Below are 14,891 nucleotides of genomic sequence, written 5' to 3'. Positions count from 1 at the left end.
CTTCCCTCCTACTTTTTATAAGGTCAAACGGTTCAGGCAGTGACGACCGCCGCGATTGCCGCGCTGTACTGTTCGATATTTGCGGGCGCAAGCGGATCGAGCGTCGCGAGAAATGCCTGTGCTTTTGCCCTGTAGTCATCGAGGCTTGCGTCGTGAACGGCGAACGCTTCACGCAGCGCGAGGGCTCCCCCTTCGCAATCGAAATCCCCGTACCGATAGCCGCAGCCGCCCAACAAATCCGAGTTGTGAATCAGCGGATAACCGCCGTGCAGCGCTTCGTAATAGACGTAGTTCTGTGTGTTCTCCCACGTGTGCGAAACGATGGCGTCCGCTTGCTGCGTGAGAATTTCGTGGACCGGCAAACGCGGCTCGAATGTCGCGCGGCCCTGCGTGACGAGATCGAGGCTGCGAGCAAAACCGACGAACTGCGCATCATTTTTCAGATGCATCGTGTTGAAGAAACGCGCGTAGTCGATCAGGCCCGGTTGCTGCCGATGCGCAAGGTCTGCGAGCAGCATCGGAATATGCGACGTTTTCACCATGCAGATATTCGGTTCGAGCACGGCGAGCCGCCAATTCGACCGACCCGGCTTGTATCCGAACGCACCATTTGCCGCACGCTCAACAAGCGCAGGGCTCCACAGGTGTTGCATCGCCTTCACTGGCGCACGCAGTGCCGTTTCGTAATAGCTCGCGCAGGTTCTTTCGAACGCAGGCAACGTCCAGATTGCACTGTAGGGGGTGCCTGACACGAGCATTCCATGCGGCAGACCGAACATCATTCGCTCTATGTCGATCACGTAATCATTTGCTACGCGCATGCCGATGACATGACGACCTTTTTCGCAGAAACTGCGCGCCCAATCCGGATTAAGCTGCGCGCTCAGTTCGACGATCACGTCGAGCTTTTCTCGCGCCGTATCGAGGTCGATTACGGGCACAGGTGCGAATTCGAGAAATTGCGCTGCTGCTGCCGGATCGCCGTCGCCGCCGTTGACCAGGTACGCGGCTTCGACGTTGGGCGAATGCTTGAGCAGCATCGCCAGGAAATAGCAGTTCTGAAAAATGCCGTTTTCCCAAATGGACTGCTGGCCTTGACGCAGATAAATGGTCACGCCGACCTTTAGCTTTTTCATACTGCCACCCCCGCCTTTCTGGCAGTCAGGGCGAGCAGCAGCCGCGCGTACGCTGAAGCGTTGGGCGGTGCATGTGGTGACAGCGACGCGAGGAAGCTGCGCGAACGCTGCAAGTAATATTTGTGGTGCGCGTCGTGTGAGCGGGCGCGAAGAAGCTGCGCCGCCCCGGCTTCGATGTCTGAATCCGGATAGTAGTAGCCGTATCTTTCGAGCCACGGCGAATTGTGGATAAGCGGATACCCACCGTACAGCGCATCGAGGTACAAAATGTTCTGGTCGTTCTGCCATTGATGCGCGATGACGGCATCGGCGTGCTGACTCATGAAGCCAGCGAAATCGTGCCGCCCATCGAGCCGCACACGCTCCTGCCGGTTCAAATCCATCGAGCCGAGCAGAAAGGAGAACGATGGATGTTCCTGCATCTGCACGCTGTTCAAGACGTGCAGGGATGTGACGGCATCCGGTTCCGCGCGGAAGGCTGCTTCAGCGATCAACATTGGAATCACGCAGCATTTGACGACTGAAATGTTCGGCTCAAACACGGCCACGCTCAGACTGCGACGTATCGGCTCGCCAAGGGCAGGTCGCGATTCGTAGCCGAACTTGAGTCCGGCTTTTTCGACGGCCGTGATTCGCTGCTCGATAAATGTGCTGTCCCACAGAAACGGCACTTCGACAACCGGACAGCGATGCAGCGTGCGCATCATCGGAATCAACGCACGATCCTTGCCGAGAATCCAGATTTCATCGCAACGTGTGGCGCGCGAGAAATAGCCGTCACGTTTGAAAACGCTTGGTTCGATCAGGCCCACATACGGCTGACCGCAGCAGAAAAAGACAACTTTCGAACCGCGCGCGCGAGCGTAGTCGAGCCATTCGACATCGAGGCCCCCGCCCATTTCGAAAATCACATCCGGCAGTTCGGCCAGCTCACGCGGGGCGACGAGCGGCACGCCGCTTGCAAGTGCTTCGGCTTCTGGCGGCAAACACGGCTGATCGCCGCAGTTCAGAAGCACAATATCTGTCACAAAAGGCAACTCGCGCAGCAGTTGCACAAAGTAAAAGATGTTCTGCCCTAACCCGTTTTCCCATATGCTCTGCCCCGCGTGCGTGAGCACAGAAATCCCGATCTTCATTTCCCGTTTTCCCTCTTTTTTAGTCTGTTGGTCCTTTCGCGCTAAAGCGTGCTCATTTCTTTTTATGCGCGAGCGTCGTTGTTCATTCGAACGCTCGCGCGAACAGCGCATTTGCGGTAGTACCTGTGCAGCATTTTTTCATTCGAGCGTGATGTCCACCCGCCGATTTTTCGCACGGCCTGCGGTTGTCGCATTGCTCGCGACCGGACTGCTTTCGCCGTAGCCGTGCACGTTGAATTTCTCCGCCCTCAAGCCGTGATCGCGCAGATACTTCTCTACCGACTGCGCGCGCCGTTCGGATAGGTCCTGGTTGTGTTCAACGGAGCCAGTCGAATCCGTGTAGCCGTTAATGGTGATCGCCCTGAAAACCGTCCCGTTCGCAGCTTCAATGAGAACGTCAAGTTTTTCGCGCGCCTCCGCTTTCAGCGTCGATTTATCCGTGTCGAAATTCGCGTCACTGTCGAGCGTGATGCGTTTCGGTGGAGCAACCGGTGCAACAATAGGCGCAGGAACAGGCGCAGGCTTCGCTACAACGGGTTGCGCAGGTTGCGGCGGCGTCGCGCATTGGAAAGTGAGAATGCGCACGTCACGCGGGTTTTGATCGTCGCCCAAAGGCGCAACCTGCTCGATAGGCTGCATCTGCTTTTTGCCGCAGATTTCTTTCGCCTGAGAAAAGCACGCGGCCTGACCTTCGAAAAGACCATGACAATCGACGCGGTACGCCTGCTGACCGTTCGGCATGCTGACCCGATACGCATTCCAGGTCGGACCTTGCGACGAACACGCCGCGAGCAATGCGGCGGCGAAAGCAACAAATAGAATTTTTGCTGACATTTTTTCCTCGTTTTTTGATCGGCTTTTTTCTGCGCGGGACAGACCTTGTGAGATCCGTCCCGCGCACTTTTCAACGCATCAACCAGGCGTTACCACTGATACGACGCGCCTACGCCATACGAACTACCTGCGCTGCTGATGCCCACACCGCCCCGAACCTTCAAGTTGCTCGTAATGCGTGCGGTGAAGCCGATTGCGGTCGCACCGTAGCCCTGATAGCTCGCCCCACCAATTCCGACCGACAGCGTCTTGCCTTGATCGACATCCGGAATCATCGTGAGAGCCGTAGCCGCAGCAACGCCGCCGTATGCCTTGCGAGCAACGGAATTGATGCTGTTGTTCAGGCTGTTCTGCACGCCTTGCAGTTGGGACATGTTCACGCCATCGGTCGGATTGATACCCGGCGCGACGTTCGTCAGGCGACGTTCGTTACCAGCCGAACCGAGGGAAACGGTGTTGTCCTCATCCGCAACCGAATCCTTGCCAAGCGAAACGGAATTGCGCCCGCTCGCGATGGCACCCGCACCAACCGCAGTTGCGTTATCTCCGGATGCAGTCGAACCGACACCCATAGCGCTCGAATTCACGCCGGTGGCATTCGCGTTGTAGCCGACCGCCGTCGCGGCGTTTCCGGCAGCATTTGCCTTGTTGCCATAAGCCGAAGAGTTCGTACCCCCGGCAGTCGCGTTCACGCCAACAGCGATAGCATTTGTGCCTGTTGCACCATCGTTGTTGTAGTTCCCGCCTTGCACACCGTCATCGTTGATGCTCAAGTAGTGCGACGGTTTCAGGGTCGAAATCACCGTGGACAGCGAAGACACATTGCTGTTCGTCGTGGACAGGCCCGTCGAAAGCGAATTGACGCTGCTCGTCACAGTCGAAAGTCCGCTCGAAGTCGAAGTGCTCAACGACGACAAACCGGTGCTCGTGGACGTGCTGAGCGACGACACGCCAGTCGAAAGCGAACTCGTTGCAGTAGAGAGCGAACTCGTTGCAGTCGAAGTCGAAGTCGAAAGCGAATCCACATTGCTCGTGACCGTCGAAAGTCCAGTGCTCAAGCTCGAAATACCTGTCGAAGTCGAAGTGGACAGCGACGAAATACCGGTACTCAAGCTCGAAATGCCCGTGCTCGTGGACGTCGAGAGCGAACCGATTGCCGTGCTCGTGGACGTGCTCAACGAATCCACGTTGCTCGTTACAGTCGAAAGACCCGTCGAAAGCGACGACACACCGGTGCTCAAGCTGCTGATTCCGGACGAAGTCGAACTCGAGAGCGACGAAATTCCCGTCGAAGTCGAAGTGCTCAACGAATCGATTCCACTTGTCACGGTGGACAGACCTGTCGAGAGCGAACTCAGACCGGTTGACAGAGAGCCGATGCCGGTTGACGTAGACGTACTGAGCGAATCGACGCTGCTTGTCACAGTCGAGAGACCCGTCGAAGTCGAAGTGCTTAGCGACGAAATGCCCGTGCTAAGACTGCTAATTCCGGTCGAAGTCGAAGTAGACAGTGACGAAACGCCCGTGCTCAGACTAGATACAGCCGTCGAAGTCGATGTCGAAAGCGAATCGACATTGCTAACAACGGTAGACAGGCCCGTACTGAGGCTCGAAATTCCGGTGCTAGTCGAAGTGCTCAGCGACGAAACGCCCGTGCTCAGGCTGCTGATGCCTGTCGATGTCGAAGTCGAAAGGCTCGAAACGCCCGTGCTCAAACTGGACAGGCCCGTCGAAGTCGATGTGCTCAACGACGAAATGGCAGTCGAAGTTGAGGTCGAAAGCGAATCGACGTTACTCGTCACAGTCGAAAGACCCGTTGAAAGCGACGACACCCCGGTGCTCAAGCTGCTGATGCCGCTCGACGTGGAAGTGCTCAGGGAATCGACGCTGCTCGTCACAGTTGAAAGACCCGTGCTCAGTGACGAAACGCCGGTGCTGAGCGAACTCAGACCCGTCGAAGTCGAAGTGCTGAGCGAAGACAGTCCCGTCGAAGTCGAGGTCGAGAGCGAACCGATTGCCGTGCTCGTGGACGTGCTGAGGGAATCGACGTTGCTGACGACCGTCGAAAGACCCGTGCTCAACGAACTGAGGCCCGTACTCGTGGACGTGCTCAACGACGAAAGTCCCGTGCTCGTGGATGTCGAGAGCGACGACAAGCCTGTCGAAGTCGAAGTGCTCAACGAATTTACGTCACTGACGACAGTCGAAAGACCGGTGCTCAAACTGGACAAGCCCGTCGAAGTCGAGGTGGACAGCGACGATACGCCCGTGCTCAGGCTCGATACAGCCGTCGATGTGCTTGTCGAGAGCGAAATAATTCCCGTGCTCGTGGACGTGCTCAGCGAATCAATCGCCTGGTTCGTTTGATAAAGCTGCGAACCATTGATTGCATCCGTGCTGTTCGCGTTGATTTGACCCGCCGCGACGTTCGTGATTTGACGTTCCGAACCCGGCGCACCAACACTCACTACGCCGACAGGATTTGCACCGGCGAACTGATACGTCGCGCCGCCGATAACTGCGCTCGGAGTCGGATGCGAAACGTCGGTAATCGAGCCTGCGCCAACTGCAACCGAATTATCGTTTGCAGCATTTGCGCCGTCGCCAATTGCAACGCTGCTTGCGCCCGCGGCTGTGGCGTTCGTACCTGCCGCAATTGCGTTCAGACCTGTCGCGCCATCGTTCGCGTAATTGCCTTGCTGCACGCCGTTATCGTTGACGCTGTAGTAATGCGTCTTTGCGGCTTCGATTGCAGTCGAAGTCGATGTGGACAAGGAACTCATGCCCGTCGATGCAGACGTGCTCAACGACGACACGCCGGTACTCAACGAACCGACACTGCTTGTCACAGTGCTGAGCCCCGTCGAAGTCGAACTGCTCAACGAAGAAATGTCACTGACCGCAGTCGAAAGACCCGTCGATAACGAACTTACGCCTGTCGAAAGCGAACTTGCGACAGTCGAGGCCGAAGTCGAGAGCGACGAAATTCCCGTCGATGCCGACGTGCTCAACGATGACATACCGGTCGAAAGGGAACTTACGCCCGTGCTCAACGAACCGATGCCGCTCGTTACCGTGGACAAACCGGTACTCGTGGACGTGCTCAACGAATCAACTGCACTCGCGACGGTGGAGACACTTGCGCTGACGCTCGAAATTCCGGTCGATGCCGAGGTCGAGAGCGACGAAATACCCGTGCTCAGCGAACCGATGCTGCTCGTGGCGCCCGAAATTCCGGTGCTCAAACTCGATACCGCCGCCGAAGTCGAAGTCGAAAGCGAACCGACATTGCTCGCCACCGTTGACAGACCTGTCGAAGCGGACGTGCTCAACGAAGAAATGCCCGTGCTGAGTGAGCCGATGCCGCTCGTTACCGTGGACAAACCGGTACTGGTGGAAGTCGAAAGCGACGAAATACCCGTGCTCAGCGAAGAAACCGCAGTGCTCGTGGACGTGCTGACCGCATCGATTGCCGTGTTCGTCGCGTACAGTTGCGAACCATTAATTGCGTCCGTGCTGTTTTGCGTGACCTGGCCTGCCGCAACGTTGGTAATCTGACGTTCCGCATTCGGAGCGCCGACGCTAACGACACTCGAAGGATTTGCACCTGCATATTGATACGTTGCACCGCCGACCGTACCGCTTGCAGTCGGATGCGAAACGTCAGTGATGGAACCCGAACCCAAAGCTACATCGCCGGTATTTTTCGCAACAGCGCCCGAACCAACGGCCACTGAGTTTGCGCCCGTCGCATTCGCAGTATTTCCGACTGCAACGCCTGCTGCACCAGCTGCGGTTGCGCCTACGCCTGCCGCGAGTGCATTTACACCCGTTGCGCCGTCATTTTCATAATTCGCGCCCTGGACGCCGTTGTCGTTGACGCTGTAATAGTGCGTCTTGCTTGCCGAAATCGCTGTAGACAGCGAACTCGTTGCACTGGACAGGCCGGTCGAAAGCGAACCGATGCCGCTCGTCACGGTAGACAGGCCCGTCGAAGTCGATACCGACACGGAACCGATGCCGCTCGTGATCGTCGACAGGCTGGCCGAAGTTGCAGTGCTCAGTGACGACAGGCCGGTCGAAGCCGAAGTGCTCAAACTCGAAACGCCGGTACTGAGCGACGACACGCCAGTCGAAAGTGAGCTTACGCCTGTGCTCAACGAGGCCACATTGCTCGCGACCGTCGAAAGACCAGTGCTTGTCGAAGCGCTCAACGAGGAAATACCGGTGCTTGCAGAAGTCGAGAGCGAGGACACGCCGGTCGAAAGGGACGACACGCCTGTGCTCAACGAAGAAACACCCGTCGAAAGCGACGACACGCTAGTGCTGAGGCTAGAAATCCCCGTCGATGCAGAAGTGCTAAGCGACGACAAACCGGTCGAGAGTGAAGATACGCCCGTGCTCAACGAGGAAACGCCGGTGCTGAGACTAGAAACTGCCGTGCTCGTGCTCGTGGACAGCGACGACACGCCGGTGCTCAACGAAGAAATTCCCGTCGAGGTACTTGTCGAAAGTGCATCTACAGCGAGGTTCGTCGCGTCCAATTGCGAGCCGTTAATCGCGTCTGTGCTGCTCGCGTTCACCTGACCGGCTGCAACGTTCGTCACCTGACGTTCTGCGTCCTTCGTCCCCACGCTGAAAACGCCTGTCGGATTCGTGCCCGCGTATTGGTACGTCGTGCCGCCGATTGTGCCGCTCGAAGTCGCAACGGCATTTTTCGTCAAAGCTCCGTTGCCGAGCGCAACAGAATTTGCAGTCGATGCGGTTGCGCCATTTCCGATAGCAATTGAATTTTGCGTCTTTGCCTGCGCGTTGCCGCCAAACGCTATTGCGCCATCGGTCGAAGCAACCGCGCCGCTGCCGACTGCAACCGAATTGTTTCCGGATGTCGATGCGTTATTTCCGAAGGCTGCATCGCCATCGCCGGATGCTGTCGCGCCATGGCCCAACGCGGTCGAGTCGTTGCCGCTCGAAACCGAATTCTGTCCGATTGCAACGCCACCGGTTCCGTTTGCTTGTGCACTGTTTCCGACTGCAACTGCGCCATCACCAAGCGCGCTTGTGTTGTAACCGATTGCCGCCGATGCATTTCCTTGTGCTACAGCACCGACGCCCGCAGCGATTGCATTTACGCCGCTCGCACCGTCGTTGTTGTAATTCCCTCCCTGAACGCCATTGTCGTTCACGCTGTAGTAATGCGTTTTGCTTGCGGAAATTGCCGTCGAGAGCGAGCTTGCTGCTGTCGAAGCCGAAGTGCTCAGCGACGAAACGCCCGTGCTGAGACTACCGACGCCCGTCGAAAGTGAGCCGATGCCGGTCGATGCGCTCGTGCTGAGGGATGCGATATTGCTCACAGCGCCGGACAGGCCCGTCGAAAGCGAACTATTTGCCGTCGATGTCGAAGTGCTCAACGAACTGATGTTGCTGACGGCACCGGACAAGCCGGTAGACAGCGAGCTATTTGCCGTGGACGTGGACGTACTCAACGACGAAACGCCCGTGCTCAATGACGACACGCCCGTCGAAAGCGAACTGATGTTGCTGACCGCTCCGGACAAACCGGTCGAAAGCGAACTCGCGGTAGTCGATGTGGACGTGCTCAAAGAGCTAAGGCCAGTCGATGCGGACGTGCTCAATGACGATACGCCCGTCGAGAGCGAAGCCACATTGCTTGCGACCGTCGAAACCGAATTCGACAAGGAACTGATGCCGGTCGAAGTCGATGTGGACAAAGACGATACGCCTGTGCTCAGTGACGACACGCCAGTACTGAGGCTAGAAACGCCCGTGCTCAATGAAGAAACACCGGTGCTCAACGAAGAAATTCCCGTCGAGGTACTTGTCGAAACCGAATCAAGCGCGAGGTTCGTCGCATTAAGCTGCGAACCATTTACGGCATCCGTGCTGTCCGTATTGAGTTGACCCGCTGCAACGTTCGTGATTTGACGTTCCGCATTTTTCGCGCCGACGCTGACTACACTCGTTGGATTTTGGCCTGCAAAGTTATAGGAGTTTCCGCCAATCGTTGCGTTCGGAGTCGGATTTGCAGCCGTCGTAACAGAGCCGCTGCCGAGTGCAACGTCCCCTGCATTCGTCGCGACAGCAGCCGAGCCCAATGCAATCCCGCCATCCGCCGCAGCAGTCGAAGTGCTGCCGATGGCAAGTGAACCCGTACCCGTCGCACTGTTTGAATTGCCGACTGCGACTGCGCCCGTTCCGTTCGCGTTATTGTTTGCGCCGACCGTCACTGCGCCAGTACCTGACGACGAACCCGGATCGCCGATTGCAACTGCGCCATCACCACTTGCGGTTTGCTGATTTCCGATTGCGACTGCACTACCGTTGAGCGCCTGGGATTTATAACCAATCGCTACGGAACCAGGACCGCCAGTCGCTGCGACCGTGTTGCTATCGCCGACTGCCACACTCGAATCCGCCAGCGCCTGCGAGTTGTAACCGACTGCCGTTGTACCTGCACCGCCTGCCGATGCAGCGACACCTGCGGCAATTGCATTTACGCCGGTTGCGCCCTTGTTGTCGTAATTTGCTCCCTGAACGCCGTTGTCGTTCACGCTGTAGTAGTGCGTTTTATTGGCATCAACAACGGTGCTCAACGAAGCGACATTGCTATTCGTTGTTGACAGACCCGTGGACAAACTGCCGATGCCGGTCGATGCGCTCGTGCTGAGGCTCGAAATTCCCGTCGATGCGGAAGTGCTCAACGACGAAAGGCCGGTAGACAGCGAACTGCTCACCGTGGATGTCGAAGTGCTCAACGAATTGAGCCCGCTAGCGACGGTCGAAATCGAACCCGACAATTGCGACGCGCCGGTACTGAGCGATGAAATTCCCGTCGACGCGGAGGTCGAGAGCGACGACAGGCCGGTACTCAATGAAGAAACGCCCGTGCTTAACGACGACACGCCCGTGCTCAGGCTAGAAACTGCCGTGGAAGTCGAAGTGCTCAGGGAAGACAGGCCAGTACTCAGTGAGCTAACACCGGTCGAAAGTGACGATACGCCCGTGCTCAGACTAGAAATTCCGGTACTCGCGGACGTGCTGAGCGAATCAACAGCTTGATTCGTTGCGTTCAATTGCGAACCGTTCACGGCGTCCGTGCTGTCTGTGGCAAGCCGCCCCGCTGCAACATTCGTGATCTGACGCTCCGCGTCCTTTGCGCCGACGCTCACGACGCTCGCTGGTTTTGCGCCTGCGAACGCGTAAGTGTTTCCGCCGATGGTGGCGTTCGCTGTCGGATTCGCTGCGGCAGTGATCGAACCCGAACCCAGGGCGACATCGCCGTCATTTGTCGCAACTGCTTTTGCGCCCACCGCGACCGAATTCGCGCCCCTGCTATTTGCTGCGTCGCCCAACGCTACACCGCTTGCGCCTGCCGCTGTAGCGTTCGTGCCGACAGCAATTGCATTTACGCCGCTTGCGCCGTCGTTCGCGTAATTGCCTTGCTGCGTGCCGTTATCGTTGATGCTGACGTAGTGTGATTTGCTCGCCGAAACGATAGTGCTGAGCGACGACACATTACTGTTTGTCGTGGACAAGCCGGTCGAAAGCGAACCGATGCCGCTCGTCACGGTAGATAAACCCGTCGAAGTGGACGCGCTCAAAGAGCTAAGGCCCGTGCTCGCGGAAGTGCTCAACGAAGAAAGACCCGTGCTCAACGACGACACGCCAGTCGATAAGGAACTCACGCCCGTTGAAAGCGACGACACGCCAGTACTGAGGCTCGAAATTCCGGTCGAGGTGCTTGTCGAAAGCGATTCAACTGCCTGGTTCGTCGCGTCAAGCTGCGAACCGTTGACGGCATCCGTCGAATTTGCGTTCAGTTGGGCTGCCGCAACGTTCGTGATTTGCCGTTCAGCACCTTTATCGCCAACGCTGACGACGCTTTTCGGGGCTGCGCCCGCAAAGCTGTACGATTTTCCGCCGATAGTTGCGCTCGAAGTCGGATTCGCTGCCGCAGTTACTGAACCCGAACCCAAAGCCACATCGCCCGGATTTGTTGCCGTCGCCTTCTGACCAATCGCGACCGAATTTGATGCTGCGCCGTTCGCTGCATCGCCGAGAGCCACCGCGCTTGCGCCCGCTGCCGTGGTATTTGTACCTATGGCAATTGCATTTACGCCGCTCGCGCCGTCGTTCGCGTAGTTACCTTGCTGCGTGCCGTTGTCGTTGATGCTGACGTAGTGCGTGCGCGTTGTGGACACGACCGTGCTAAGCGACGACACATTGCTATTTGTAGTGGACAGCCCGGTCGAAAGAGAGCCTACGCCGCTCGCGACCGTAGACAAACCGGTCGAAGCCGAAGCGCTGAGTGAAGAAATGCCAGTTGATGCAGAAGTGCTCAGCGACGAAACGCCTGTGCTCAGGCTCGATACAGCCGTCGATGTAGAAGTCGAGAGAGTTTCAATTGCCGAATTCGTTGCGAAAAGCTGCGAGCCGTTAATTGCATCCGTGCTCGCGCCTGTAACGCGACCTGCGGCCACGTTCGTGATTTGACGCTCAGCGCCTTTTGCGCCAACGCTAACGACGCTCGTCGGCGCAGGTCCGGCAAACGCATACGACTTGCCGCCGATTAATGCACTCGGCGTGGGGTTCGCAGCAGCCGTAACCGAACCGGTTCCCAATGCAACGCTGTTGGCGTTCGCAGCGGTTGCGCTCTGACCGAGTGCCATTGCACTAGCACCTGAAGCGACCGACGCCGTGCCAATTGCTACGGAATTTCCGCCGACAGCCGATGCGGTGTTTCCGAGCGCAAGGTCATTGATAATCGTTGTGTTGCTATCTATGCCCGCGACCGAATTGGTTCCTGCTGCAAAGGAATCCGTGCCGTTCGCTTTAGCTCCCGAACCGATAGTCACTGCCCGCGCGGCCGCCGAAACCGCCGCCGCGCCGATTGCCGTGGCGTTCGTGCCTGCTGCCGTGGAATTCGTGCCGATGACCACCGCATTGATTCCAGTCGCCGCCCCGCCATTGGAAATAGCGACGGAATTCGTGTTGCTGCTGATTGCGCCCTGACCGATTGCCATCGCACCGACACCGCTTGCCGTAGACGACGTGCCGACTGCAACCGAATTTCCTCCGACAGCCGAAGCACCGTTGCCAAGCGCGACATCGTTAGCGATTGTTGTGCTACCGGCTACGCCCGCAATTGCGTTTGTGCCACCCGCAAATGAATTCGCCCCGTTAGCTATTGCGCCGAAACCGGATGCCATCGAACCGGCACCTGAAGCCGTGGCCTTTTCGCCCAAAGCTGTTGAATCATCGCCGACACTTCTTGCTGTTCTGCCAACGGCAGTGCTATTTAATCCGTCAGCCCCTGCATTAGCGCCTACTGACGTTGAGAAGTCGCCTTTTGCGTATGCACCCGACCCTGCGACGGTCGAGGCTGCGCCCGCTGCGATGGAGAACACGCCGAAAGCAGACGCATTGGTGTTGGATGCCGTAGAGAAATTACCCAACGACAGTGCTGCCATTGTGCCGGACGCTGTAGAACTATTGCCGAAAGCCATAGAGCCGGTGCCCGATGCAGTTCCCAGGAACGCAAAAGAATTGATACCTGAAGCTGTCGAACCGTAACCAAGCGCAACGGCCCGATTGCCTGAAGCGGTAGCTGTAGACCCGATTCCGACTGCATTTGCTCCGCTCGCGGTCGCAGTTGCGCCAAGCGCCATGCTTCCGACTCCAGAAGCCAACGACTGCATTCCCAGCGCAACCGCTTGCGTCTGGGATGCTGTGGCAATAGAGCCGACCGCGAGCGAGTTGTTGCCGATAGCATTCGAACTCGGGCCGATGGCCGCGCTAGCGTCGCCCGAGGCGTTCGACGCCATACCAATAGCCGAACTGGCAGTTCCGCTTGACCGCGAACCCGAGCCGAACGCAACGGCGTTCAGACCTGTTGCCCGTGACGCTGTACCGAAAGCTGCGGAACCTTGTGTTGAAGCTGTCGAAAAAATACCGACCGCTGTAGCGTTCGTGCCTGATGCCGTGGAGTCTGCACCGACAGCAGTCGCACCAGATGCCGAAGCGGTTACGCCGCAGCCAACTCCGACAGTCAGAAACGCTCCGGTTGTCGTCGCGTCAGTACATCCCGTACCAGGAATATTGACGGTTTGCGCTTCGGCGTCATCTGCATTCATCAACGAGCCGCCAAACATAACCGTCATTGCAACGGCCATGATGGTGAGCGGCACGCCATTCACTCTATATGGCACGTCCTTCACCACGCTGCTCGTGACCCCACCATTCCCCTTCCCGTGCGCGGTGTCTAGCTCAGACACCGCGACGAAAGCCCCTAACGATTCATTCCAGATCGTTCGATAACTTATGTTCATCTTCAGCCCGCCTCTTTCAAAGGTTTTTCTTTAAACATCGACACAGGCACATCTCCGCATGGACATCCCTCGCCAAGGCGATTAGTAGTTCCAGTTGTTAAATCGAAAACTACAATTGCAAGTTACTGGCAACCCAATTCAGGGCGTCAGGTGCCTTGACGAAATGACCCTGGGCCCATTTCGTCCTGCACTCGTGGACGTGCAGTAAATCCATCGGCTCATCAACGCCCTGGATCACTACATCGTCAGCCTGCTCTGCTGCGAGGCGTACTAATCGCGCGAGGCGGGCAACGTGTTTTTCGCCGTGGCGGGCAGCGGCGACGAAGGACGCATCGATTTTGATGATGTCAGGCGTACGGATGCCGATAGCGGTTTCGATTCCGAAGTTGTCTATCGCGATCCTGCAACCGGCCTGTTTGAGGCGATATGCGAAATGCTGTGCGTTGTCATGGGCGTCGAACCAGGCGGGCTCCGGAAATTCGATCACCAGCCGTTGCGCCACTTCGGGCGCCTCTTCGAGCAGATGAAAAATCGCATGCCACACGACATCTGCGACCGCGCTCTGAACGGAAATGTTGATGCCGAGCCTCAGAGTGGCAGAACCGCGCAAGGCCGCGATGGCTTGTTTGACGACGTACCGGTCGAACAGACGGACGAGCGACATGCGCTCAAGCGCCGACATGAAAAGAGCCGGATTCAATTCGTTGCCGCGGGCATCAGTCGCTGTCGCGGAACACTCGTGATAGAGCACGTTTTCGCTGCCTGTGACGTTGCACACCGGTTCACGGTGCAACTTCACACGCGAGTCGATCATCGCGCTAAACACTTCCCCCGCCAAACCCTTGTCGTCCATCTTCTTCTCCGGACCGGTCAATTCCGTACTTCTTTTTTTGAGCGGACAGCACTCGAATCACAGGTTTAAGTGTCAAAAATTCTGATTCTTTTTCGGGCGGACCCCGCACGCACAGATCGCCCCGATCTATCGGTGACGGTCGTCGACTTCAATTTACGAAACACTGTCAACCCTTCGTCTAGAGGCGGTCAAAAAGGAACCTTTGTGCCAAATTGCTAAAAAAGTTCTTCTAGCTTCCCTACGGCGGCGTCAGGTAAGCCTTACAGGCACGTCAGGCGAGGACTACAAGCAGCCAAAATGGGGCGGACAGAATGGTTCCTTTTTGTCCAGTAGAATGCGTTCAGATCTTGCAATGTCTGACACTTCTGCGGCTCACGCGAACATAGACAAGTACAGAGCAACCGCGATGGCAAAGCTGTGCGCTCGCACCAAAAGCTTTGTGGATTTCTTATTGACTGACAGATGGATGAAGTACGCCTTTTTTTCGCTCTTTCAATTACCCACATTTCTACAATGAATCCTGGTAACCTGGCGTGCGTCATGACGAGCGCGCGAGCAGAATGGCCGGGAAACGACAAGTAGA

Annotated in this window: 6 protein-coding genes and 4 pseudogenes; 2 read left to right on the top strand and 8 right to left on the bottom strand. The window is 57.3% G+C overall.

The annotated features are described in order from the left end of the window. Positions 1–32: 32 nt before the first annotated feature. The 5 genes and pseudogenes from HDG39_RS30985 to HDG39_RS36085 all read right to left on the bottom strand — a co-directional run. Entirely contained in the window at positions 33–1,136 is a 1,104-nt protein-coding gene (locus HDG39_RS30985; RefSeq protein ID WP_184011541.1) for a DUF2827 domain-containing protein, read from the bottom strand. After that, entirely contained in the window at positions 1,133–2,272 is a 1,140-nt protein-coding gene (locus HDG39_RS30980) for a DUF2827 family protein (RefSeq protein ID WP_184011539.1), read from the bottom strand. Before HDG39_RS30980 ends, HDG39_RS30985 begins: the two co-directional genes overlap by 4 nt. Positions 2,273–2,410: 138 nt before the next feature. Next, entirely contained in the window at positions 2,411–3,013 is a 603-nt protein-coding gene (locus tag HDG39_RS30975) for an OmpA family protein (protein ID WP_260328388.1), read from the bottom strand. A gap of 182 nt (positions 3,014–3,195) precedes the next feature. Next, positions 3,196–3,516, bottom strand: a pseudogene (locus tag HDG39_RS36090) (YadA-like family protein); the annotation flags it as partial. Between the two features lie 36 nt (positions 3,517–3,552). Further along, positions 3,553–6,843: pseudogene (locus HDG39_RS36085) on the bottom strand (beta strand repeat-containing protein); the annotation flags it as partial. A gap of 160 nt (positions 6,844–7,003) precedes the next feature. Between HDG39_RS36085 and HDG39_RS36080 the strand changes: the two are divergent. After that, positions 7,004–7,693: a hypothetical protein gene (locus tag HDG39_RS36080; RefSeq protein ID WP_184011533.1), complete on the top strand. Its 690-nt coding sequence runs from the start codon at positions 7,004–7,006 to the stop codon at positions 7,691–7,693. Here HDG39_RS36080 and HDG39_RS36075 read toward each other — a convergent pair. Then, positions 7,645–9,558, bottom strand: a pseudogene (locus HDG39_RS36075) (YadA family autotransporter adhesin); the annotation flags it as partial. The gene HDG39_RS36080 and the pseudogene HDG39_RS36075 sit on opposite strands and share 49 nt — an antisense overlap. Before the next feature lie 196 nt (positions 9,559–9,754). Between HDG39_RS36075 and HDG39_RS30925 the strand changes: the two are divergent. Further along, positions 9,755–10,186: a hypothetical protein gene (locus HDG39_RS30925; RefSeq protein ID WP_184011529.1), complete on the top strand. Its 432-nt coding sequence runs from the start codon at positions 9,755–9,757 to the stop codon at positions 10,184–10,186. A gap of 8 nt (positions 10,187–10,194) precedes the next feature. On the opposite strand, the pseudogene HDG39_RS35960 reads toward HDG39_RS30925, so the two are convergent. Further along, positions 10,195–13,455: pseudogene (locus HDG39_RS35960) on the bottom strand (ESPR-type extended signal peptide-containing protein); the annotation flags it as partial. Positions 13,456–13,564: 109 nt separating this feature from the next. Beyond that, a complete protein-coding gene (locus tag HDG39_RS30895) occupies positions 13,565–14,308 on the bottom strand; it encodes an EAL domain-containing protein (protein ID WP_184011527.1) in 744 nt (247 codons plus the stop codon). Positions 14,309–14,891 lie beyond the last annotated feature (583 nt).

This window comes from Paraburkholderia lebeckiae, from assembly GCF_014201005.1.
GTDB classification, from domain to species: Bacteria; Pseudomonadota; Gammaproteobacteria; order Burkholderiales; family Burkholderiaceae; genus Paraburkholderia; species Paraburkholderia tuberum.
The sequence above is the reverse complement of the archived record's forward strand: the minus strand, read 5'-3'. Positions and strand labels throughout refer to the sequence as shown.